This window comes from Serratia sp. MYb239 (assembly GCF_002966855.1).
Lineage (GTDB): Bacteria > Pseudomonadota > Gammaproteobacteria > Enterobacterales > Enterobacteriaceae > Serratia_B > Serratia_B rhizosphaerae.
The window spans coordinates 3,023,641-3,045,224 of the sequence record NZ_CP023268.1; the positions used below are offsets into that span (position 1 = coordinate 3,023,641).

At 60.3% G+C, this 21,584-nt stretch carries 21 protein-coding genes; 15 read left to right on the plus strand and 6 right to left on the minus strand.

Going from position 1 to position 21,584, the window contains the following annotated elements; all coding sequences use genetic code 11:
* Positions 1–5 precede the first annotated feature (5 nt).
* The gene (locus tag CLM71_RS14575) at positions 6–2,321 is read right to left on the minus strand and encodes an FdhF/YdeP family oxidoreductase (protein ID WP_105231657.1); all 2,316 of its coding nucleotides are present in this window, start codon (positions 2,319–2,321) and stop codon (positions 6–8) included.
* 308 nt (positions 2,322–2,629) lie between these two features.
* Here CLM71_RS14575 and CLM71_RS14580 point away from each other — a divergent pair, with 308 nt between their 5' ends.
* Positions 2,630–3,595, plus strand: coding sequence for a Dyp-type peroxidase (locus CLM71_RS14580; RefSeq protein WP_105231658.1), 966 nt, complete (start codon positions 2,630–2,632; stop codon positions 3,593–3,595).
* Between the two features lie 35 nt (positions 3,596–3,630).
* Here CLM71_RS14580 and CLM71_RS14585 read toward each other — a convergent pair whose 3' ends face one another.
* On the minus strand, positions 3,631–4,464 hold the full coding sequence (locus tag CLM71_RS14585) for an IclR family transcriptional regulator C-terminal domain-containing protein (RefSeq protein ID WP_105231659.1): 834 nt from the start codon (positions 4,462–4,464) through the stop codon (positions 3,631–3,633).
* 241 nt (positions 4,465–4,705) lie between these two features.
* On the opposite strand from CLM71_RS14585, the gene CLM71_RS14590 reads away from it, so the two are divergent.
* The 11 genes from CLM71_RS14590 to benD all read left to right on the plus strand — a co-directional run bounded on the left by CLM71_RS14590 (position 4,706) and on the right by benD (position 14,266).
* On the plus strand, positions 4,706–5,392 hold the full coding sequence (locus CLM71_RS14590) for a 3-oxoacid CoA-transferase subunit A (protein WP_105231660.1): 687 nt from the start codon (positions 4,706–4,708) through the stop codon (positions 5,390–5,392).
* A 9-nt stretch (positions 5,393–5,401) separates the two neighbouring features.
* On the plus strand, positions 5,402–6,082 hold the full coding sequence (locus CLM71_RS14595) for a 3-oxoacid CoA-transferase subunit B (protein WP_105231661.1): 681 nt from the start codon (positions 5,402–5,404) through the stop codon (positions 6,080–6,082).
* Positions 6,060–7,262, plus strand: coding sequence for a 3-oxoadipyl-CoA thiolase (pcaF, locus tag CLM71_RS14600; RefSeq protein WP_105231662.1), 1,203 nt, complete (start codon positions 6,060–6,062; stop codon positions 7,260–7,262). Before CLM71_RS14595 ends, pcaF begins: the two co-directional genes overlap by 23 nt.
* A complete protein-coding gene (pcaD, locus tag CLM71_RS14605) occupies positions 7,262–8,020 on the plus strand; it encodes a 3-oxoadipate enol-lactonase (RefSeq protein WP_105231663.1) in 759 nt (252 codons plus the stop codon). Before pcaF ends, pcaD begins: the two co-directional genes overlap by 1 nt.
* 3 nt (positions 8,021–8,023) lie before the next feature.
* Positions 8,024–9,139: a muconate cycloisomerase family protein gene (locus CLM71_RS14610; RefSeq protein ID WP_105231664.1), complete on the plus strand. Its 1,116-nt coding sequence runs from the start codon at positions 8,024–8,026 to the stop codon at positions 9,137–9,139.
* Positions 9,140–9,152: 13 nt separating this feature from the next.
* Complete coding sequence (gene catC, locus CLM71_RS14615; protein WP_105231665.1) at positions 9,153–9,443, plus strand: muconolactone Delta-isomerase; 291 nt, start codon at positions 9,153–9,155, stop codon at positions 9,441–9,443.
* 135 nt (positions 9,444–9,578) lie between these two features.
* On the plus strand, positions 9,579–10,508 hold the full coding sequence (gene catA / locus CLM71_RS14620) for a catechol 1,2-dioxygenase (protein WP_105231666.1): 930 nt from the start codon (positions 9,579–9,581) through the stop codon (positions 10,506–10,508).
* A gap of 89 nt (positions 10,509–10,597) precedes the next feature.
* The gene (locus CLM71_RS14625) at positions 10,598–11,959 is read left to right on the plus strand and encodes a Rieske 2Fe-2S domain-containing protein (protein WP_105233414.1); all 1,362 of its coding nucleotides are present in this window, start codon (positions 10,598–10,600) and stop codon (positions 11,957–11,959) included.
* Positions 11,956–12,441, plus strand: a complete 486-nt coding sequence (gene benB / locus CLM71_RS14630) for a benzoate 1,2-dioxygenase small subunit (RefSeq protein WP_105231667.1) — start codon at positions 11,956–11,958, stop codon at positions 12,439–12,441. The genes CLM71_RS14625 and benB overlap by 4 nt, the downstream gene beginning before the upstream one ends.
* Before the next feature lie 12 nt (positions 12,442–12,453).
* Positions 12,454–13,473, plus strand: coding sequence for a benzoate 1,2-dioxygenase electron transfer component BenC (gene benC, locus CLM71_RS14635; protein ID WP_105231668.1), 1,020 nt, complete (start codon positions 12,454–12,456; stop codon positions 13,471–13,473).
* A gap of 10 nt (positions 13,474–13,483) precedes the next feature.
* Entirely contained in the window at positions 13,484–14,266 is a 783-nt protein-coding gene (gene benD / locus CLM71_RS14640) for a benzoate diol dehydrogenase BenD (RefSeq protein ID WP_105231669.1), read from the plus strand.
* 39 nt (positions 14,267–14,305) lie between these two features.
* On the opposite strand, the gene arsC is transcribed toward benD, so the two are convergent.
* The 3 genes from arsC to CLM71_RS14655 all read right to left on the minus strand — a co-directional run bounded on the left by arsC (position 14,306) and on the right by CLM71_RS14655 (position 16,434).
* Complete coding sequence (arsC, locus tag CLM71_RS14645) at positions 14,306–14,731, minus strand: glutaredoxin-dependent arsenate reductase (protein ID WP_105231670.1); 426 nt, start codon at positions 14,729–14,731, stop codon at positions 14,306–14,308.
* Positions 14,732–14,743: 12 nt separating this feature from the next.
* Positions 14,744–16,033 (minus strand): arsenic transporter, encoded by a 1,290-nt coding sequence (locus CLM71_RS14650; RefSeq protein WP_105231671.1) that lies wholly within the window; start codon positions 16,031–16,033, stop codon positions 14,744–14,746.
* Positions 16,034–16,098: 65 nt separating this feature from the next.
* Entirely contained in the window at positions 16,099–16,434 is a 336-nt protein-coding gene (locus CLM71_RS14655; RefSeq protein ID WP_105231672.1) for a metalloregulator ArsR/SmtB family transcription factor, read from the minus strand.
* Positions 16,435–16,647: 213 nt separating this feature from the next.
* Between CLM71_RS14655 and CLM71_RS14660 the strand changes: the two genes are divergently transcribed.
* The 3 genes from CLM71_RS14660 (at position 16,648) to CLM71_RS14670 (ending at position 18,356) form a co-directional block, all read left to right on the plus strand.
* Positions 16,648–16,827: a hypothetical protein gene (locus tag CLM71_RS14660; protein WP_105231673.1), complete on the plus strand. Its 180-nt coding sequence runs from the start codon at positions 16,648–16,650 to the stop codon at positions 16,825–16,827.
* Positions 16,828–16,980: 153 nt separating this feature from the next.
* Positions 16,981–17,580, plus strand: coding sequence for a hypothetical protein (locus CLM71_RS14665; protein WP_105231674.1), 600 nt, complete (start codon positions 16,981–16,983; stop codon positions 17,578–17,580).
* 2 nt (positions 17,581–17,582) lie between these two features.
* Entirely contained in the window at positions 17,583–18,356 is a 774-nt protein-coding gene (locus CLM71_RS14670; RefSeq protein WP_105231675.1) for a DUF3307 domain-containing protein, read from the plus strand.
* Positions 18,357–18,367: 11 nt separating this feature from the next.
* Here CLM71_RS14670 and mgtA read toward each other — a convergent pair whose 3' ends face one another.
* Positions 18,368–21,067, minus strand: coding sequence for a magnesium-translocating P-type ATPase (mgtA, locus tag CLM71_RS14675; protein ID WP_105231676.1), 2,700 nt, complete (start codon positions 21,065–21,067; stop codon positions 18,368–18,370).
* Between the last annotated feature and the right edge of the window lie 517 nt (positions 21,068–21,584).

Here is a 21,584-nt window from a genome sequence, read left to right on the forward strand (position 1 = left end):
ACAGGTTATGCAATCCGCTGAGTTGATCTGCTCGTGGTGCGGGTAATTTTTACCGGAACGGATTTTGAGGTAGGCGTACCGGTACCGTCGCCGATGCTGTTCATCGGCACCAGCGGGTTGGTTTCCGGGTAATAGGCGGCCAGGTTGCCACGGGGAATGGCGTAGCTCACCAGTTTGAAGCCGCTGACCGCTCGCTGCACGCCGTCGTTCCAGATGGTTTCAATATCCACCAGATCGCCGGCCTGATAGCCGGCCGCGGCGATATCCTCCGGGTTCATAAACAGCACCTCACGCTGGCCGTAAACGCCGCGGTAACGGTCATCCAGGCCATAAATGGTGGTGTTGTACTGGTCATGGGAGCGTAACGTCTGCAGTACGAACGGCACGTCCTGCTGCGTCGCCAACTGCGGGAACAGCGTGGCCGGCAGCGGCGCATGGCTGAACTGCGCCTTGCCAGACGCCGTCGGGAAGCGCAGCTCGGCGGCCGCATTGCCCAGGTAAAAGCCCCCCGGCTGCTCACACTTGTGGTTAAAGTCGCTAAAGCCTGGAATGGTGGCGGCAATATGGTCGCGGATCTTGTTGTAATCTCCGGCCAGTTCCAGCCAGTTGATGGTCGGCGTATTGCCGAACGCCGCGTTGGCGATGCCGGCGACGATCGCCGTTTCAGAGCGCTGGCTGTCAGACAGCGGTTTACCAATACCTTCGGAGGCGTGCACCATGCTGAAGGAGTCTTCCACCGTGATGAACTGTTTGCCACCGGCCTGAACATCCTGCTCGGTGCGCCCCAGCGCCGGCAGAATCAGCGCGTCTTTTTTGCCGGTCACCAGGTGGCTGCGGTTAAGTTTAGTGCTGATATGCACGGTCAAATCGCAGTTGCGCAGCGCCTCTTCCGTACGGCGGCTATCGGGAGCCGCCGCGGCCAGGTTGCCGCCCAGCGCGATCAATACCTTAACCTCGCCGCGCAGCATGGCGCTCAGCGCATCCACCGTATTGTGGCCGTGGGCGCGCGGCGGCTCGAAGCCAAAGTGCGCGCCCAGGCTGTCCAGAAAGGCGGCCGGCGGCTGCTCATCGATACCCATGGTGCGGTTGCCCTGCACGTTGCTGTGGCCGCGCACCGGGCACAGACCGGCGCCCGGTTTGCCCAGTTGGCCGAACAGCAGCTGCATGTTGACGATCTCACGCACCGTCGCCAGCGAATGTTTATGTTGGGTAATGCCCATCGCCCAGGTGCAAATCACCCGTTCTGCGTGCTGATAAATCTCTGCCGCCTCGCGGATTTGCGCCTCGCTCAGGCCGGACTGCCGCTCAATAAACGCCCAACTGGTGGCCACCACTTCCTGCAGATAGCGCTCCACGCCCTCGGTATGGTCGGCGATAAACTGCGTGTCGAACAGACCGGATTCCCCGGCGGCGATGCGCGCGTGGTGGGTTTCCGCCAGCGCTTTCACCATGCCGCGCACCACCGCCATATCGCCACCCAGGTTCGGCTGGTAATAGCGATGGCTGATTTCGCCGGCCATCGGCGTCACCACTTCCAACGGTTTTTGCGGGTCGGCAAAGCGTTCCAGCCCACGCTCGCGCAGCGTATTGAAGGTGACGATGCGCGCGCCGTGTTCTGCGGCATGGCGCAGGCTGTGCAGCATGCGCGGGTGGTTGGTACCGGGGTTTTGGCCGAAGACAAAGATGCCGTCCGCCTGGTCGAAATCCTCCAGGCGGATGGTGCCCTTGCCAACGCCCAGGCTTTGCCGCATGCCGAAGCCGCTGGCTTCGTGGCACATGTTGGAACAGTCGGGGAAATTATTGGTGCCCAGCACCCGGCCGAACAGTTGATACAGCCACGAGGCTTCATTGCTGGCGCGTCCGGAGGTGTACAGCTCCAGCTGGTTCGGATTCTCCATCCCCTTGATGTGTTTGCCAATCAGGGCAAAAGCGTCATCCCAGCTGATGGGTTCATAATGATCGGTGGCGACGTTATAGCGCATCGGCTCAGTCACCCGGCCCTGATACTCCAGAAAATAATCGCTTTCCAGATAAAGGCGGCTGACGCGGTGCGCGGCGAAAAATTCGCGATCGACGTGACGCCGCGTCGCTTCCCAGGTCACCGCTTTGGCGCCGTTCTCACAGAAGCTGAAGGTGCTTTTATTATCGTCACCCCAGGCGCAGCCCGGGCAGTCAAACCCTTTGGATTTATTCATCCGCATCAGGTTGACCATGTTCTTCAGTGCTTGTTTACTGTCAAAAACAAACCGCGTGGTGGCCTCCAATGAGCCCCAACCGCCCGCGGCCGCTTTATACGGCTTTATTTTTGATTTGAATTTCATAATTGTCTCGATGTCTTTTTAATAAATAACCGGCCGCTGGCTAATCAATTTTTTATTTGTGTCCGGCTATTTTCTGCGATGTAAAATCATTTTACCTCTGTATAACATACCGTCAAATTGGTTAACTTTATGGCGCAATAGATACGGTCTATCACACACAATATCGACCTATCTCACTGTATTTAAAGGAAACAATCTGAAGCTCATGATGTGGGGAAATATCCAATCGATATCGTGACGATTTTGGCGCTCGCTACTTTTTACTTCTAAAATATCAGTGGCATTCTCACTTTTACGGCAAAGGACTCATGAACAACCATAATTATGATTCACAAGCAGTTTTTAGCCCGATAACGCGCAGCGCCATTTTTATTGTCGCCACCCTTAACCCCGTCCCTGAACACTACGATACGGTACGCGACTGGTGCGCCGACGTCGCTGCGCTGGTGCGTTCGGTCGGGAAAAGAGCGCCGGCCGGAAAGTTATCCTGCGTCTGCGGCTTCGGCTCCGGCGCCTGGAATACGCTGTTCGGCCAGCCGCGCCCCGCGCAACTGCACCCGTTCCGCGAAATAGGCGCCGGCGGACGCGTCGCCGTCGCCACGCCGGGGGATATTCTGCTGCATATTCGCGCCGATGATATGGATCTCTGTTTTGAACTGGCGACCCAGTTGCTGGACAAACTGGGCGACGCCGTCAGCGTGGTTGATGAAGTGCACGGCTTCCGCTATTTCGATCAACGCGCGATGATCGGCTTCGTCGACGGTACGGAAAACCCGGAAGGCCGAGAAGCCGTTGATTTTACGGTGATTGGCGAAGAAGACGCCGAGTTTAGCGGCGGCAGTTACGCGCTGGTGCAAAAGTATCTGCACGATATGACGGGCTGGAACGCCCTGAGCGTGGAGCAGCAGGAAGGTATTATCGGCCGCCATAAACAGTCCAATATTGAACTGGACGACGATGTGAAACCCTCCTCCTCCCACAGTTCCCTCACCACCCTTGAAGATGAACACGGCAACGAGGTGAAAATCCTGCGTGACAACATGCCGTTCGGCCGCCCGGGCATGCGTGAATTCGGCACCTATTTTATCGGCTATGCGCGCTCGCCGGAACCGATTGAACAGATGCTGGAAAACATGTTTATCGGCCGGCCGGAGGGCAATTACGACCGGCTGCTCGACTTCAGCCACGCGGTGACCGGCAGCCTGTTCTTTATTCCGTCGGCGACGCTGTTGGAGCAGTTATCAACGCGCACGCTCCCCGTCAACCTGCACTGATTCCGGTAACGGCGTACGCCATAAAAAGTTAACCTCTACAGCAGCAGCGCCAGCTCCATCGCCGTGCGCTGCAGCAGCGGCAACACGCGCTCACGCAGCTCCTGCGCCGACACCTGCGAGGCATTGACGCCGACGTTCATCGCCGCCACCACGCCGCCTTTGCGCGAGTGCATCGGCACCGCGATGGAACGCAGGCCAATCTCCAACTGCTGGTCGTTAATCGCATAGCCCTGGCGCCGCACCCGGGCCAGCTGTTCGCGCAGCTGCGCCTCGCTGACGACGGTATGCGCCGTCAGCGGCTCCAGCGTCACCCGCGACAAATACGCCTCCAGCTGCGCTTCATCCAGCGCGCTGAGCAGCACCAGCCCCATCGACGTGGCATAGGCCGGCAGGCGGCTGCCGCGCCCGAGATCGATAGTCATAATGCGCTTTACCGAGGCGCGGGCGATATACAGGATATTGTCGCCGTCCAGCGTCGCCACCGAACAGGACTGATTAAGCTGCTTACTCAGGTAATCCAGTGAATTCTGCGCCGCCTTCGCCAGTTCCGAAGAGGACAGATAGGCGTGCCCCAGGGTCAACACCCGCGGCAGCAGCCGGTAGTGGCGACCGTCGGGGCAGTGCACAAACCCCAGCGCCTTCAGCGTGTACAGGCAGCGCCGCACCGCCGCGCGCGGAATGCCGGTAATCTGGCTGATTTCCGACACCGACATCTGCGAATACTGCGGCTTGAAAGCCTGCAGCACTTCCAGCCCGCGCGCCAGCGACGCCATAAAGTTGGGGTCGCCCTTATATTTATCATTGCTCAGCTCGCCGATCTCCTGCAGCCGCTGCAGTTCGCCGTCGCCTAATTCCGGCATATCGCTCATTCCGCCTCTCCTTTTCGTTAATAATCATGCAAATAGCGTCTTACGTCAGCGTATGCAACCACCTGCTACAGCAAATGGGTGAATTAGTTAGCTGCATCACAAAATTAACATCAAAATAACAAACCGTCCGATAATCGCACAAAGATCTGATATTCGCACTTGCTGGTGATTTTTTCCTCCCCTAAGTTGAATTCAAGCCAGGCCATATGGCGTTAAAGAATCAGCCTACCAAGGAGAAGAAATGATTAATAAAAGCGTGCAGTCCACCGACGCCGCCGTTGCCGATATTCCCGACGGCGCCAGCGTGATGGTGGGCGGCTTCGGTCCGGCAGGCCAGCCTTATGCCCTGCTGGACGCCCTGATCCGCCGACTCCCGCGTAACCTGACGGTAATCAGCAACAACGCCGGCAACGGCGATTTCGGGCTGGCGGCGCTGCTGAAAGCCGGCTGCGTACGCAAAATCATCTGCTCATTCCCGCGCCAGTCCGACTCCTGGGTGTTTGACGACCTCTACCGGCGCGGGGAGCTGGAGCTGGAGCTGATCCCGCAGGGCAACCTGGCGGCGCGCATTCAGGCAGGCGGCGCCGGCCTCGGCGGTATTTATACCCCGACCGGCTACGGCACCCAGTTGGCGGCAGATAAAGAGGTGCGCGAAATCGACGGCCGGCACTATGTGTTCGAACTGCCGCTGAAGGCCGATTTTGCCCTGATCCGGGCCGAGCGCGCCGACCGCTGGGGCAATCTGGTCTATAACCAGACCGGTCGCAACTTCGGCCCGATCATGGCGATGGCCGCCGGCTGCACCATTGCCGAGGTCAATCATCTGGTGCCCCTGGGTGAGCTGGATGCCGAAGCGGTGATCACGCCGGGGATTTTCGTGCGGCGCGTGGTCAGCGCACCGTCCACCCCACAACGGCTTTCGGCCTGAGGAACCATCATGTCAAAACTGACGCATCAACAGCTGGCCGAACGTATCGCGCGTGATATTCCGGAAGGGGCCTACGTCAATCTGGGCATCGGCATGCCGACCCAGATCGCCAACTATCTGCCCGCCGATAAAGAGATCTTTTTACACAGTGAAAACGGCATCCTCGGCATGGGGCCGGCGCCGGCGGCCGGAGAAGAAGACCCCGAACTGATTAACGCCGGCAAGCAGCCGGTGACGCTGCTGCTGGGCGGCTGTTTTTTCCACCACGGCGACTCCTTCGCCATGATGCGCGGCGGCCATCTGGATATCTGCGTGCTGGGGGCCTATCAGGTGTCGGAACGGGGCGATCTGGCCAACTGGAGCACCGGCGCGCCGGGGGCAATCCCGGCGGTCGGCGGCGCGATGGATTTGGCGATCGGCGCGCGTCAGGTGTATGTGATGACCGAACACCTGACCAAAAAAGGCGAGTGCAAAATCGTCAGAGAGTGCAGCTATCCGCTGACCGGCGTCGGCTGCATTACCCGCATCTACAGCGACCTGGCGGTGATCGACGTCACCGACCACGGGCTGGTGGTGCGCGAGATTTTTGCCGGCCTGACGCCACGCCAACTCCAGGAGGTCACCCCGGTTGAGCTGACTTTTGCCCTGCAACACGGAGAACAACACGATGACTCACGCTTATCTGTGTGACGCGGTGCGCACCCCGTTCGGCAAGCTGAACGGCACCCTGGCCGGGATCCGCGCCGACGATCTGGCGGCGCTGCCGCTGCAGGCGCTGCAGCAACGCCACCCGCAGTTGGACTGGAGCGCGCTGGACGATGTGCTGCTCGGCTGCGCCAATCAGGCCGGCGAGGACAACCGCAACGTGGCGCGCATGGCGCTGCTGCTGGCCGGGTTGCCGGTTTCCGTACCCGGCTGCACCGTCAACCGTCTGTGCGGCTCCAGCCTGGATGCGACGGCGATGGCGGCGCGCGTGATTAAAAGCGGTGAAGGCGATCTGCTGATCGCCGGCGGCGTCGAGAGCATGTCGCGCGCGCCGTTCGTCATGGGCAAAGCGGAAAGCGCCTTCAGCCGCGCCATGCGGCTGGAAGACACCACCATGGGCTGGCGCTTTATCAACCCGCAGATGAAAGCGCTGTACGGCGTCGACTCCATGCCGCAAACCGCCGAAAACGTGGCGGAGCAGTTCCGCATCAGCCGGCAGGATCAGGACGCCTTCGCCCTGCGCAGCCAGCAGCGCGCCGCCGCCGCGCAGGAAAGCGGCTTCTTCGCCAGCCAGCTGATCGCGGTAACCATTCCGCAGAAAAAAGGCGAGGCGCTGAGCTTCAGCCGCGATGAACACCCGCGCGCCACCAGCCGTGCGGCGCTGGAAAAACTCAAGCCGGTGGTGCATCCGCAAGGCAGCGTCACCGCCGGTAACGCCTCCGGGCTGAACGACGGCGCCTGCGCCCTGCTGCTGGCCAGCGAACGCGGTATGCGCCGGCACGGCCTGCAGCCGCTGGCGCGCATCGTCGCCAGCGCGGTCACCGGCATCGAGCCGTCGATTATGGGTTTCGGCCCGGCGCAGGCGGTGCGTAAAGTGCTGGCAAGCGCCGGCCTGCGCCTCGAACAGATGGACGTGATTGAGCTGAATGAGGCCTTCGCCGCGCAGGCGCTGGCGGTGACCCGCGCCCTGTCGCTGCCGGACGATGCGCCGCAGGTTAACCCGCACGGCGGCGCCATCGCTCTCGGCCACCCGCTGGGCGCCTCCGGCGGCCGGCTGGTGATGAATGCCGCCTATCAGCTGCAGCAAAGCGGCGGACGCTACGGATTGTGCACCATGTGCATCGGCGTCGGTCAGGGCATCGCCATGATTATCGAGAGGGTGTGATGGAGATTGAATACCGCCTTGACGGCCCGGCCGGCGCACCGCTGCTGGTGCTGTCCAATTCGCTGGGTACTACATTGGATCTGTGGCAGCCGCAGATGGCGCTCTTTACCGCCCATTTCCGCGTGCTGCGCTATAACCAGCGCGGCCACGGCGGAACGCCGCTGCCCGCCGCCCCGCTGACGCTGGAGATCCTTGGCCGCGATGTCGTCGCCCTGCTCGACAGCCTGGACGTTGAACGCGCCCATTTCTGCGGCATTTCGATGGGCGGGCTGACCGGCCTGTGGCTCAACCGCTATCAGCCGCAGCGCCTGCAGCGGCTGGTGGTGGCCAACAGCGCCGCGCGCATCGGCAGCGCCGAAGGCTGGCATCAGCGCGCGCAGACGGTGCGCCGTGACGGCCTGGCGGAGATTGCCGCCGCGTCGCCGGCGCGCTGGTTCAGCGAGGAATTCCAACGCCGCGAACCGCAGCAGGTGGCGGCACTGGCCGCGCAGCTGGCGCAGGGCAACGCCGCCGGTTATGCCGCCTGCTGCGACGCGCTGGCGCAGGCGGATCTGCGGGCCGAAGTCCGCCACATGCCGCAGCCGATGCTGGCGATCGCCGGCGAGCTGGATCCGATCACCACGCCGGACGACGCGCGCTTCCTGTTGGCGAACGCGCCGCAGGCGGAACTGGCGACCCTGCCCGCCTCGCACATCAGCAATATTGCGTGTCCGGCGCTGTTCGCCCACCGCGTACTCGACTTTCTGACAGAGGTATAACCCATGACGCTGTGTATTGAACGCATTGAAAGCTGGCTGCTGGATATTCCCACCATCCGGCCGCACAAACTGTCGATGGCGACCATGGGCTGCCAGACGCTGACCATCGTTCGCCTCACCTGTGCGGGCGGCCTGGTCGGCTGGGGCGAAGCCACCACCATCGGCGGCCTGAGCTACGGCCCGGAAAGCCCGGAAGGGATCAAGTCCGCCATCGATACCTATCTGGCGCCGCTGCTGACCGGCCAGCAGTTTGACGGCCTGACGCCGCTGGTCAATCTGATGAACGCCAGCGTCAAAGGCAATACCTTTGCCAAATCGGCGCTGGAGACCGCGTTTCTCGACGCGCAGGGCAAAGTGCTGCGTCAGCCGCTCAGCACCCTGCTCGGCGGCGCGCAGAGTCGGCAGCTGCCGGTGTTGTGGACGCTGGCCAGCGGCGACACCGAGCGCGATATCGCCGAGGGGCAGCGCCTGCTGGCGGAAGGCCGCCATAACGCCTTTAAACTCAAGATCGGCGCCAGACCGCTGGCCGACGACCTGCGACACACCGCGGCGATCGTCCGGGCGCTGGGGGCCGACGCCAGTATCCGGGTTGACGTCAATCAGGCCTGGGACGCCGCCAGCGCGGTGCGCGGCATGGCTGCGCTGCAGGAGATCGGCATCGATCTGGTGGAGCAGCCGGTGGCGCTGTGGGACCGCGCCGCGCTGACGCAGCTGAGTCAACGGTTCACCCTGCCGATTCTGGCCGATGAAGCGGTAGCCGACGCCCATGACGGCTACGCGCTGGCCGCCGGCGGTTTCCGCGGCGCCTATGCGCTGAAAATCGCCAAGGCCGGCGGCCCGGCGCAGGCGCTGAAACTGGCGCACGTCGCCGATGCGGCCGGCATCGCGCTGTACGGCGGCACCATGCTGGAAGGCAGCATCGGCAGCGTGGCGTCGCTGCACGCTTGGTCAACGCTGAAGCTGGCCTGGGGAACGGAAATGTTCGGTCCGCTGCTGCTAAAAGACGACATCATCGCCGAACCGCTGAATTTCGCCGACGGACAGGTCACGCTGCCGGACGGCCCGGGCCTCGGCATTGAGGTCGATGAAGACAAACTGCGTTTTTATCAGCGCACCTAGAGGAGCCTGCCTGATGTTGTTCAAAGTTGAAATGTCCGTGCAACTGCCGTCCGATATGCCGGCCGCCGTCGCCGATGAGATCAAACTGCGTGAAAAGCGCTATGCGCAAGAGCTGCAGACGCAGGGAAAATGGCGCCACCTTTGGCGCGTGGCGGGAAAATACGCCAACGTCAGTATCTTTGACGTGGAAAGTAATAGCGAACTGCACGATATCTTATCGGCGCTGCCGCTGTTCCCGTATATGGAAATGCATATTGAGGCCTTGTGCCGGCATCCGTCATCCATTTACGACGACGATAAATAAAGCAGAAATAATTCATCTCCACGGGTTAGCCGGTTATTTTCGGCGCCGTAAACCCGAGCTCAGCCCGAATAATTGCGATGCGCCGCTGCCGGCCATCGCCGTTATTTACGGCTCTATTATAATGAGGAGTCTGCAATGTCCGTATCCTTCAATCAGTCTGAAGACGTCAGCAAGCTGCTGGATATCAGCAGCGGTTTAACCGGAAACGACGGCGATCCGCGTTTTAAAGCCATCACCCGCCAGCTGCTGGGTAATATCTGTCAGTTGATCGACGACTTTGATATTAGCGCCGAAGAGTTTTGGCGGGCGATTAACTATCTGCATCAGCTCGGCGGCCGTCAGGAAGCGGCGCTGCTGGCGGCCGGCCTGGGGCTGGAGCACTATCTGGATATGCGTGAGGACGCGCGAGAACGCCAGCAGGGTCTGAACGGCGGCACGCCGCGCACCATCGAAGGGCCGCTGTATGTCGCCAATGCGCCGCTGAGCGACGGCTACGCACGGATGGACGACGGTACGGACAGCGGCGAAGTCATGTGGCTGCACGGCCAGGTCAGCGACCAGCACGGCCGCCCGCTGGCCGGCGCCATCGTCGATATCTGGCACGCCAATACGCTGGGCAACTATTCGTTCTTCGATAAGTCGCAGAGCAATTACAACCTGCGTCGCCGGGTGCAAACCGACGCCGACGGCCGCTACGCGGTGCGCAGTATTTTGCCCTCCGGTTACGGCTGCCCGCCGGACGGCCCGACGCAGGCCTGGCTCGATCGCCTTGGCCGCCACGGCAACCGGCCGGCGCATATCCACTTTTTTGTTTCCGCTCCCGGCCACAAGCACCTCACCACTCAGATCAACCTGAACGGCGACCGCTACCTGTGGGACGATTTTGCCTTCGCTACCCGCGATGAACTGATCGCCGATCCGATCAAAATCAGTGATCCGGCGCTGGCCGCACAGCGCGATCTGCCCGGCGAACATACCGAAATCCGCTTTGATTTCATGATTTACGCCGCCGGCGACAGCGCAGAGGAACAGCGAATTAAACGCCCGCGCGCGCTGGAAAGTTAAACCGGAAAAAGAACAACAATAATACCTGCGCCATGGGGAATAAATTTCCCCAGGGCACCCTACGCAACGTGATTAACGAGGTCATTAGTATGAACTCATCAACAACTGCTATTTATTCCACGCTGGAACAGAAAATAAAAAATGCATTGCGGGTAGATAAAGAGCAAGGCGTCTACCAGTGTCACCGCGGCATATTTACCGACCCGGCGATATTTGAACTGGAAATGAAGGCAATTTTTGAAGGCAACTGGGTATATATGGCGCACGAAAGCCAGGTCGCCGAGCCGGGCGACTATTATACCCTGACGATGGGCCGCCAGCCGGTGATCATTACCCGCGACAAGCAGGGAGAACTGCATGCGATGATCAACAGCTGCTCGCACCGTGGTGCGATGCTGGCCAGCCGCAAAAAGGGCAACAAAGCCACCTTTACCTGTCCGTTTCACGGCTGGACGTTTAACAACGCCGGCAATCTGCTCAAGGCCAAAGACGAAAAGAGCGGCGGCTATCCCCCGTGCTTCAAACAGGCCGGCTCGCACGATCTCAAGCACCTGCCGCGCTTTGCCTCTTACCGCGGGTTTCTATTCGGCAGCCTGAGCGACAAGGTGCTGCCGCTGGAGGAATACCTGGGCGATACCCGGCAGGTGTTGGACCTGATTGTCGATCAGGCGGAAGACGGCATCGAACTGCTGACCGGCGCCTCCTCGTATACCTATGACGGCAACTGGAAGCTGCAGATGGAAAACGGCGTCGACGGCTATCACGTCAGCGTGGTGCACTGGAACTATGTCTCGACCATGTCGCGCCGCAGCCACGACGCCAGCAGTACCCAGACGCTGGACGCCACCTGCTGGTCGAAAAGCACCGGCGGCGTCTACGGCTTCGAACATGGCCATATGCTGCTGTGGACCCGGGCGCTGAACCCGGAGGTGCGGCCGGTATTCAAACACTTCCGCCGCCTGAGCGACCGCTTCGGCGAGACGCGCGCCGATTTTATGGTCAACCATACCCGCAACCTGTGCATCTACCCCAACCTCTACCTGATGGATCAGTTCTCCACCCAGCTTCGCGTGATGCGCCCCATCGCGGTGGATAAAACCGAGGTCACCACCTTCTGCTTCGCGCCGAAGGGAGAAAGCGCCGAGGACCGCGCCCTGCGCATCCGCCAGTATGAGGACTTCTTTAACGTCAGCGGCATGGGCACGCCGGACGATCTGGAAGAGTTCCGCGCCTGCCAGCAGGGCTATCTCGCCGGCAACATGCCCTGGAGCGATATCAGCCGCGGCGCCACGCGCTGGCTGGAAGGCCCCGACGACAACGCGCAGGCGATGGCGATCCGGCCGCTGATGAGCGGCGTGCGCGCCGAGGATGAAGCGCTGTATGTCCCCCACCACCATCACTGGCAGCAGACCCTGCTGCGCAGCCTGAACGACACCGAGGTGCAGTCATGAGCCAGCAACAACGTATTGAGCAGTTTTTATACCGCGAGGCGCGGCTGCTGGATGACCGCCAGTGGGATGAGTGGCTGGCGTGCTACAGCCCGCAGGTCGAGTACTGGATGCCCTCCTGGGGCGAGGATGACCGGCTCACCTGCGATCCGCAGCGCGAAGTATCGCTGATTTACTACCCGAACCGCGAAGGGCTGGAAGACCGCGTCTACCGCATCAAGACCGAGCGTTCAGCGGCCAGCACGCCGGAACCGCGCACCACCCACCATATCAGCAACGTGGAGCTGATCGGCGAAACGGCGGATGCAGTGGACGTACGCTACAACTGGAGCACCTACAGCCACCGCTATCAGAAAACCGATCTGTTTTTCGGCAGTTGCCGCTGCCGCATCGCGCTTGGCGGCGAACAGCCGCAGATCCTGAGCAAAACGATCCGTCTCAATAACGACTACATCAGTCATGTGATTGATATTTACCATGTTTAATGGGAGGCGATGATGAGCTATACCGTTGCGCTTAACTTTGAGGACGGCGTCAGCCGTTTTATCCAGTGCAATCCCGATGAGACCGTGCTCGACGCCGCCTATCGCCAGCAGGTCAATCTGCCGATGGACTGCGCCGACGGCGTCTGCGGCAGCTGTAAATGCCATTGCGAACAGGGCGACTACCAGTTGGGCGATGACTACCTGGATGATGCCCTCTCCGCAGAGGAAGCCGGACAACGCCAGGTGCTGACCTGCCAGATGGTGCCGCAGTCCGACTGCGTGATCGACGTGCCGATGGCCTCCACGCAGTGTAAAACCGGCTGCGAAACCTTTTCCGCCAGCGTGGTAAGCGCCACCGCGCTGTCGGACAGCGCGATTGAGTTCAGCCTGCAGTTGGATGACGCCCACGGCGGCGTCGCCTTTTTGCCCGGCCAGTACGTCAACATTGAAGTGCCGGGCAGCGACGCCCGCCGCGCCTATTCGTTCAGCTCCCTGCCCAACGCGCCCCGGCTGTCGTTCCTGCTGCGCAACGTGCCGGGCGGCATGATGAGCAGCTACCTGAGCGGCCGGGCGCGCCCCGGCGATAAAGTGCGTCTGCACGGCCCGCAGGGCAGCTTTTATCTGCGCAGCGTGACGCGGCCGCTGCTGTTCCTCGCCGGCGGCACCGGGTTGGCGCCCTTTCTGTCGATGCTGGAGCAACTGGCGCAGGACGACGTCCGGCAGCCGGTGCGGCTGATCTATGGCGTCACCCACGACTGCGATCTGGTGAAGCTGGAACAGCTGGACAGTTATCGCGCACGGCTGAGCGATTTCAGTTACCTGACCTGCGTCGCCAGCGACGCCTCGCAGGCGGCGCGCAAAGGCTATGTCACCCAGCATCTTGATGACAGCCAGCTGCACGACGGCGATGTGGACGTCTACCTGTGCGGCCCGCCGCCGATGGTCGAGGCGGTGCTGCACGACTTCCGTCAGCGCGCCTTCACGCCGGCCAGTTTCCACTATGAAAAATTCGCCCCCAGCCAGACGGCGTAAGGAGTCGCTGATGCTACAGCAACGTTTTAGCAACAAGGTAATGGTCATCACCGGCGCGGCGCAGGGGATCGGCAAAGCGGTCGCTGAACAGGCCGCGCGGGAAGGCGCGAAGTTGGCGCTGATCGACCGCGCGCCCTATCTGCAGGAGGCGGCCGCTGCGCTGCGGGAGCTAGGCTGCGACGCGCTGGCGATTCATGCCGATCTGGAACGCTGGGAGGAGACGCAGGCGGCCATCGATGAGGCGCAGCAACGCTTCGGCCGGCTGGATATACTGGTGAACAACGTCGGCGGCACCATCTGGGCGCGGCCGTTTGCCGAGTATGCGCCGGCGCAGATTGAGGCGGAGATTCAGCGTTCGCTGTTTCCTACGCTGTGGGGCTGCCGCGCCGTGCTGCCGCACATGCTGGCGCAGGGCGGCGGCGCGATCGTCAATGTCTCTTCGGTCGCCACCCGCGGCGTCAACCGGGTGCCCTATTCGGCCGCCAAAGGCGGGGTGAATGCGCTCACCCGGTCGCTGGCGTTTGAGTACGCCAACGCCGGCATCCGCATCAACGCCACCGCGCCGGGCGGCACCGAAGCGCCGCCGCGCCTGACGCCGCGCAACCGGGAAACGCCGACACCGCAGGAGGAGGCGTGGTATCAGCAGGTGGTCGATCAGACCCTAAACAGCAGCCTGATGCACCGCTACGGCACGGTAAACGAACAGGCCGCCGCCATTTTATTCCTTGCCAGCAACGCGGCCAGCTATATTAACGGCACCGTGCTGCCGGTGGCCGGCGGCGATTTAGGCTGACAGACCCGGCAGAGCGGGCCTCCGCTCTGCCGTCCCGCTCTAACGCCGCCGCCGCCCGTGCTCATCAACCACCCTTTCTCCGTCTTCCTTGATAAACTCGCCTTGCTGTGCGTCCGGTAAGATATCCAGCACCACCTCCGACGGCCGGCACAGCCGGGTGCCGAGCGGCGTCACCACGATCGGCCGGTTAATCAGTATCGGCTGCTGCTGCATAACATCGATCAGCTGTTCATCACGCCAGTGCGTCTGCGCCAGTTGCAGCCGTTCATACGGCTCGACGTTCTTGCGCAGCAATGCCCGCACCGGGATGCCCATATCGGCAATCAGCCGGCACAGTTCGTCACGGCTCGGCGGTGTTTCCAGATACAGTACGATCGTCGGTTCGACGCCGCTGTTGCGGATCAGCGCCAGCGTATTGCGCGACGTGCCGCAGGCCGGATTATGGTAGATGGTGATCGTTTTCATGGTTGCCCCTTTTTACGATGAGACCGACAAACGCAGCGCCAGGGCGGCTAACGTCACGAACAACACCGGCAGCGTCATGACAATACCTACGCGGAAATAGTAACCCCAGGTGATATTGATATTCTTGCGCGCCAGCACATGCAGCCAAAGCAGCGTCGCCAGGCTGCCAATCGGCGTAATCTTCGGCCCCAGATCGCTGCCGATCACGTTGGCGTAGATCATCGCCTCTTTAATCACGCCGCCAGCGCTGCTGCCGTCAATCGACAGCGCGCCGATCAGCACCGTCGGCATATTGTTCATCACCGAAGACAGGAAAGCGGTGATAAAACCGGTGCCCAACGTCGCCGCCCACAGCCCCTGTTCCGCCAGGCGGTTCAGCACTGCCGACAGCAGATCGGTCAGCCCGGCGTTGCGCAAGCCGTATACCACCAGATACATCCCCAGCGAGAAAATCACAATCTGCCACGGCGCGCCACGCAGCACCTTGCCGATAGCGATCGTCCGGCCGCTTTTCGCCACCAGCAACAGCACCAGCGCGCTCACCGCCGCCACCAGACTGACCGGCACGCCCAGCGGCTCCAGCACAAAAAAACCGACCAGCAACAGCAGCAATACGCCCCAGCCGGCGCGGAAAGTCGACACATCGCGAATGGCCTCATGCGGCGCCTTCAGCAGCGCCACATCGTAACGGGTCGGAATATCCTTGCGGAAAAACAGGTGCAGCATCGCCAGCGTGGCGATAATGGCGGCGATATTCACCGGCACCATCACCGCCGCATAGTCATTAAAACCAAGCTGGAAGAAGTCTGCCGAGACGATGTTCACCAGATTGGAAACCACCAGCGGCAGGCTGGCCGTGTCGGCAATAAAGCCGGCGGCCATGACAAACGCCAGCGTCGCCGCCGGACCAAACCCCAGCGCCAGCAGCATGGCAATCACTATCGGCGTCAGGATCAGCGCCGCGCCGTCATTGGCGAACAGCGCCGCCACCGTAGCCCCCAGCAGCACGATATAGCTGAACAGCCGCCGCCCTTGTCCTTTACCCCAACGCGCAACGTGCAGCGCCGCCCACTCAAAAAAGCCGGACTCATCCAGCAGCAGGCTGATGATAATCACCGCGATAAAGGTGGCGGTAGCATTCCAGACGATGTGCCACACCACCGGAATATCGCCAAGCTGCACCACCCCGCTCAGCAGCGCCAGAACGGCGCCCAACGAGGCGCTCCAGCCGATGCCCAGCCCCCGCGGCTGCCAGATAACCAATACGATGGTCAGGATAAAAATCGCGCCCGCCAGCCACATACGTACTCCTTGTCTCTTGGATTTCATATTCGAAATTTCAAATATGAAAAGTTAAAATTTTTACGTTAGCGGCACACCGTCCACCCGTCCGCGGCGGCGCGTTTTGCCAGATTGCTCACCTGCTCCTGCTGACTAAGGTAAGCCTGCTCGATAATGCCCGCCGCCCAGGCCGGCATATGCGGCGAAAGCCGGTAATAGACCCACTTGCCCTCACGGCGGTCCAGCAGCAGGCCGCTTGCGCGCAGCATCGCCAGATGACGGGAGATTTTAGGCTGCGGCAGCGTTAAAACCGCCGCCAGTTCACACACGCACAGCTCTTCAGCCTGCCGCAACAGCAGCACCATCGTCAGTCGGGTTTCGTCCGACAGGTTTTTAAACAGTTGTAATGGCGTCAGCATCATTCCGCAGGCTCCTTATCCCATTGCCCGGCCAATCTTAACCCTGCACGACACGCTGTCAACAACATATATGGAAATTCATATGTTATTGAGCGGCCGCGCCGCACATCGTGAAAGTTTCAGCTATCGAATCGATACGGTAAAGCCGCTGTTCATGTTCTAAGCAGCACTCTACAATCGCCGCACTGACAACCAGACATCGCCAAGGGGGGCGCCATGTACAATTTTTCACGTTATCAGGCCAAAGAATTGGCATTAGCCTATATGAGCGGCAAACAGCACGATCTCTCGCCGCAGGCATTCCTGCAGCAGCTTAAGCAGACGGAAAAGTCATTCGAACATCTGCTCAAGTATGGCGCAGAACAGCCGCGTGAAGTGATGATGAAAAGCTTCTGAACCTTGGTACGCCGGGATTTACTCATATTTTCCATACATAAAATTCGTCTCTGGATGCGAATATCATAAAAATTCGTATCTGAGTACGAATAATTGACAAATTCGCCTTCAGATGCGAATTTAAATGTCCGTTCGTTTTCTGGACAGCCTACTATGAAAGCGCAAATCAGCGTTATCACCGGCGATCTCGTCAACTCACGACGTGTTGACACCCCACGTTACATCGCGCAGTTACGCACCGAACTCACGGCGCTTCAACAGGCCGGCCTGCTGACGCAGTTTGAAATTTTTCGCGGCGACGCCTTTCAGGCCGTGGGCCAGCCCGAGTCCGGCCTGTGGCTGGCCGTCTACCTGCGTACCGCCTTAAAAGCGCAACATGATGCCGCGCTCTGGGACGCGCGCATCGCCGTCGGCCTGGGCAAACGCCGGGGCCGGGGCGACGGTTACGGCAGCGCCTTCCTCAATTCCGGCAACGCGCTGGACCTGATGACAAAAAATTGCAGGCTGGCTCTGAAAATTGACAATGAACGCGCCAATGCCATTGTCAGCGATCTGCTACCGATGCTAGATCATACCCTCAGCCGTTTGTCACAGGCAGAAGCGCAGGTCGTCCAGGCACGCATGCTGACAACGACCAACGCGCAAGCGGCCGCCGCGGTGCGCAAGGCAGCGTCAACCGTCTCCGCAACGCTCAAACGCGCGGCCTATGATGAAATTATCCGGTTCATTGATGCAATTAACAGGATCATTTAAGTATGGCTTTAACCTATGCGCCACTGTTGATCTGGCTGCTGGTGCTCCATCTGCTGGCGGACTTCCCTTTGCAACCGCGCGCCTGGGTGCAGGATAAGGCTCAATACCGCCACCGGTCGCGTTTTTTACTGCTGCACGCCCTGCTGCACGGCGTCGTGGCGGCCTGGGCCGTTGCCGGCTTCGGTCTGCTGCACGGCGGCGTCTCGTCGGCGGATGTGCTGCTGGCGCTGCTGGTGGTCGGCATCAGTCACTACGTGATTGATCTGGCCAAGGTGACGCTGATGGCGCCGATGAAGCCGGCGGCAAGCTTCCTGCTGGATCAGGGCCTGCATCTGCTGGTGATTATTCTGCTGTGGCTGGCAATCGTGCCGCATGTCGCTACGCTGTTCGAGGCGTTATGGCAGCGTTTCGACGGCTGGCGCGTCGGCCTGGCGGCGCTGGGATACGGGCTGATTTATATGCCGATGGGGCTGCTGATCGGGCAGTTGCTGGCAAGCTGGACGCCGCAGATGCAGCCGAACGCCAAGACGGACAACGATTCTTTGCTGCGCGCCGGCAAACAGATCGGCTATCTGGAAAGAACGCTGATCCTGACCTTTGTGCTGCTGGGGCATATTCCGGCCATTGGCTTTCTGCTGGCGGCCAAATCTATTTTCCGCTTTGGCGATCTGCGACAGAGCGACGATAAAATGCGTACCGAGTATGTGATGCTCGGTACGCTGTTTTCTTTCACCCTGACGATTATGCTGGGGCTGCTGATTACCCTGTTATGGTAACCGACCGCCGCTTACAGCCAGACGCCAAACCGGCGGATATAGAAGCGCTTCATCAGCTGCGCGACCACGCAGTAGCTGACCAGCGTCGCCGCCAGCCACGGGAAATACTCCCACGGTAACGGCTGCAACCCCACCCAGGCGCCGAGCGGCGAGAACGGAATATAGATGCCAATCGCCATGATCAGCCCGGTCATCAGCAGCACCGGCAGTGCCGCCGTACTCTGGATAAACGGAATCTTCTGGGTACGCAGCATATGCACCACCAGCGTTTGCGACAGTAACCCTTCAATAAACCAGCCCGACTGGAACAGCGCCTGATGCTCAACGCTGTTGGCGGCAAACACAAACCACATCAGCGCATAGGTGGTCATATCAAAAATCGACGACGTCGGGCCAATCCAGATCATAAAGCGTCCGATATTTTTGGCATCCCATTTGCGCGGCTTACGCAGAAACTCCTTATCCATTTTGTCCCACGGTAGCGACAGCTGTGAGATGTCATACATCAGGTTCTGAATCAACAGATGAATCGCCAACATCGGCAGGAACGGAATAAACGCGCTGGCGACCAGTACCGAGAACACATTGCCGAAGTTGGAGCTGGCAGTCATATTCAGATATTTGATGATATTGCCAAAAGTCTCGCGCCCCTTGATGACCCCTTCCTCCAACACCATCAGGTCTTTTTCCAACAGGATGATATCCGCCGACTCCTTGGCAATATCGGTGCCGCTGTCTACCGAAATACCCACGTCGGCATCGCGCAGCGCCGGGGCGTCATTGATGCCGTCGCCGAGAAAACCGACGGTGTGGCCATTCGCCTGCAGCATTTTCAGTACGCGGGACTTTTGCAGCGGCGTCAGCTTGGTGAACACGGTGCGCAGCTCCACCTCCTGCGCCAGCTGACGATCGTCCATCAGCTCGATTTGCGGCCCGGAAAGCGGCACCCCCGGCTCCAGCCCGACATCGCGACAGATTTTGCAGGTAATCACCGGGTTATCGCCGGTCAGCACCTTCACCGCCACACCATGTTCCTGCAGCGCGCCGATCGCCGCCTGCGCGCTTTCTTTCGGCGGATCCAGGAATGTCAGCAGCCCCCGGATCACCAGATCGCGCTCATCCTCCACGCTGAGCGGCAGCGTGCAGCCCTGTACGCCCAGTTCGCGCGTCGCCAGCAGCAGCACGCGGAAGCCGTCCTCATTATATTGATTGGCCAGCGCCAGCAGCGCCGCACGACGCGTCTCATCCAACGTAACCCGGCAGTCGCCCTCCTGCACATGGCTGGCGATAGCAAGCATCTCCTCCACCGCCCCTTTGCAGATCAGCAACTGTTGCTGCCGTTCGTCCTGCACCACGATCGACAGGCGGCGGCGGATAAAATCAAACGGCAGTTCGTCCACCTTGCTGTAACGCCCCAGGGCCTCTATGCCCGTCTTACCGCGGCCAAAACGCACGATTGCCTGATCCATCAGGTTCTTCATGCCGCTCTGGTGAAAGCTGTTCAGCCAGGCCAGATGCAGCACCTGGCTATCCGAAGCGCCGCTGGCGTCCAGGTGATGCTCGAGAATGATGCGATCCTGCGTCAAGGTGCCGGTTTTATCGGTACACAGCACGTCCATCGCGCCAAAGTTCTGGATGGCGTTAAGCCGTTTAACCACGACCTTACGCCGTGACATGGCAATAGCGCCTTTTGCCAGGTTGGAGCTGACAATCATCGGCAACATTTCCGGCGTCAGGCCGACGGCGACCGCCAGCGCAAACAGCGCCGCCTCCCCCCAGTCGCCCTTGGTAAAACCGTTAATCAGCAGCACTACCGGCACCATCACCAGCATAAAGCGGATCAGCAGCCAGCTGACGCTGTTGACCCCACGGTCAAACGCCGTCTGCGCCCGGCTGCCGACGATCGATTTTGCCAGCGAACCAAAATAGGTTTGTCCGCCGGTGGCCACCACCACCGCGCTGGCGGTGCCGCTGGCGACGTTGGTGCCCATCAGGCAAACATTGGCCATCTCGAGCAGCTCGCTTTCGCTGGCGGCCTCGGCATCGCAGGACTTCTGGCTGACGCTTCCCAACGTGTCATATTTTTCAATCGGAATCGCTTCCCCCGTCAGAATAGCCTGGCTGATAAACAGATCGCGCGAGCTGAGCAGCCGCACGTCCGCCGGCACCATATCGCCGGCCGACAGCTGGATAATATCCCCCGGCACCAGCTCACGCAGCGGAATTTCCACCACCAGCGATTGGGCGCTGAAGCTGCTGCGCCGCAGCACCGTCGCGGTGGTGCGCACCATACTTTTCAGCGCCTCCGCCGCTTTATTGGTGCGGTACTCTTGCCAGAAGCGCAGCAAACCGCTCAGCGCCACCATAATCAAGATGATGCTGACACCGGTCAGATCGGTTTCGTCACCCTGCTGGGCCGGTAGCCAGTAGTCGGTAAAGAAACTGATCGCCGCCAACACCATCAGCACAAAAATAAACGGGTTATTGAAAGCGCTGACCAACTGCCACAGCGCATGCGGCGCTTTTTCATGAGCGACCTGATTTGCCCCGTAATAGGCGAGCCGCTCCTGCGCATCGTCCTGCGTCAAACCAAGACGATTACAGTTAAGCTGCGCCAGCGTCTGGTCAATGCTGTTTGTCGCCTCTTGCGCGATGGCATACGACTCATGCCCCTGCGGACGGCGATGAGTTTTGTTGCTGAAATAAGTCATAATGCTATGCTCTTATTTTTATTCTGCGCACATGGGTTCCTCCGCCGAAAATAAATTAACGACGTTACGCAGAAAGAATTTTATTTAATAAGACTTACCCGACGTGAATGTTACTCCGCCGGTAATGCAGACAATAAAAATCCGGGATGATCGTCCATGACGCCTCCTTATCACCCAGCGGGTGAAGCACATTGATCAGAATGAACCGGCCGGACTGCGCAGAGCATGGCCGGACGCACGCCGAGCGATGCTCAGCGCAGGTGCGAAAGGAGGCCTGGAGGGAACAGGCTGAAGCGGAAAAGTGCCATATCGATATCCGAATTCAATCATCCACGACGCGCAGGCGGTGGATACGGCGTTATTATTCGGGAATGCACAACACAGGAATACTGGGAAGGTGCTGCCCGCCAAAGTCGGCAAGCAACATATCAGAAGAAGATAGTTCAGCTTGCCTTGTTTATTTTATCGCAACTAAAACTGTCCAATTAATTTCTCCTGATAGATTTTGCACGAAGTA

Bases quoted from the DNA above. Each gene is read 5' to 3' on its own strand.
- CLM71_RS14575 (WP_105231657.1), bottom strand. From the start codon at position 2,321: ATGAAATTCAAATCAAAAATAAAGCCGTATAAAGCGGCCGCGGGCGGT.
- CLM71_RS14580 (WP_105231658.1), top strand. From the start codon at position 2,630: ATGAACAACCATAATTATGATTCACAAGCAGTTTTTAGCCCGATAACG.
- CLM71_RS14585 (WP_105231659.1), bottom strand. From the start codon at position 4,464: ATGAGCGATATGCCGGAATTAGGCGACGGCGAACTGCAGCGGCTGCAG.
- CLM71_RS14590 (WP_105231660.1), top strand. From the start codon at position 4,706: ATGATTAATAAAAGCGTGCAGTCCACCGACGCCGCCGTTGCCGATATT.
- CLM71_RS14595 (WP_105231661.1), top strand. From the start codon at position 5,402: ATGTCAAAACTGACGCATCAACAGCTGGCCGAACGTATCGCGCGTGAT.
- pcaF (WP_105231662.1), top strand. From the start codon at position 6,060: ATGACTCACGCTTATCTGTGTGACGCGGTGCGCACCCCGTTCGGCAAG.
- pcaD (WP_105231663.1), top strand. From the start codon at position 7,262: ATGGAGATTGAATACCGCCTTGACGGCCCGGCCGGCGCACCGCTGCTG.
- CLM71_RS14610 (WP_105231664.1), top strand. From the start codon at position 8,024: ATGACGCTGTGTATTGAACGCATTGAAAGCTGGCTGCTGGATATTCCC.
- catC (WP_105231665.1), top strand. From the start codon at position 9,153: ATGTTGTTCAAAGTTGAAATGTCCGTGCAACTGCCGTCCGATATGCCG.
- catA (WP_105231666.1), top strand. From the start codon at position 9,579: ATGTCCGTATCCTTCAATCAGTCTGAAGACGTCAGCAAGCTGCTGGAT.
- CLM71_RS14625 (WP_105233414.1), top strand. From the start codon at position 10,598: ATGAACTCATCAACAACTGCTATTTATTCCACGCTGGAACAGAAAATA.
- benB (WP_105231667.1), top strand. From the start codon at position 11,956: ATGAGCCAGCAACAACGTATTGAGCAGTTTTTATACCGCGAGGCGCGG.
- benC (WP_105231668.1), top strand. From the start codon at position 12,454: ATGAGCTATACCGTTGCGCTTAACTTTGAGGACGGCGTCAGCCGTTTT.
- benD (WP_105231669.1), top strand. From the start codon at position 13,484: ATGCTACAGCAACGTTTTAGCAACAAGGTAATGGTCATCACCGGCGCG.
- arsC (WP_105231670.1), bottom strand. From the start codon at position 14,731: ATGAAAACGATCACCATCTACCATAATCCGGCCTGCGGCACGTCGCGC.
- CLM71_RS14650 (WP_105231671.1), bottom strand. From the start codon at position 16,033: ATGTGGCTGGCGGGCGCGATTTTTATCCTGACCATCGTATTGGTTATC.
- CLM71_RS14655 (WP_105231672.1), bottom strand. From the start codon at position 16,434: ATGATGCTGACGCCATTACAACTGTTTAAAAACCTGTCGGACGAAACC.
- CLM71_RS14660 (WP_105231673.1), top strand. From the start codon at position 16,648: ATGTACAATTTTTCACGTTATCAGGCCAAAGAATTGGCATTAGCCTAT.
- CLM71_RS14665 (WP_105231674.1), top strand. From the start codon at position 16,981: ATGAAAGCGCAAATCAGCGTTATCACCGGCGATCTCGTCAACTCACGA.
- CLM71_RS14670 (WP_105231675.1), top strand. From the start codon at position 17,583: ATGGCTTTAACCTATGCGCCACTGTTGATCTGGCTGCTGGTGCTCCAT.
- mgtA (WP_105231676.1), bottom strand. From the start codon at position 21,067: ATGACTTATTTCAGCAACAAAACTCATCGCCGTCCGCAGGGGCATGAG.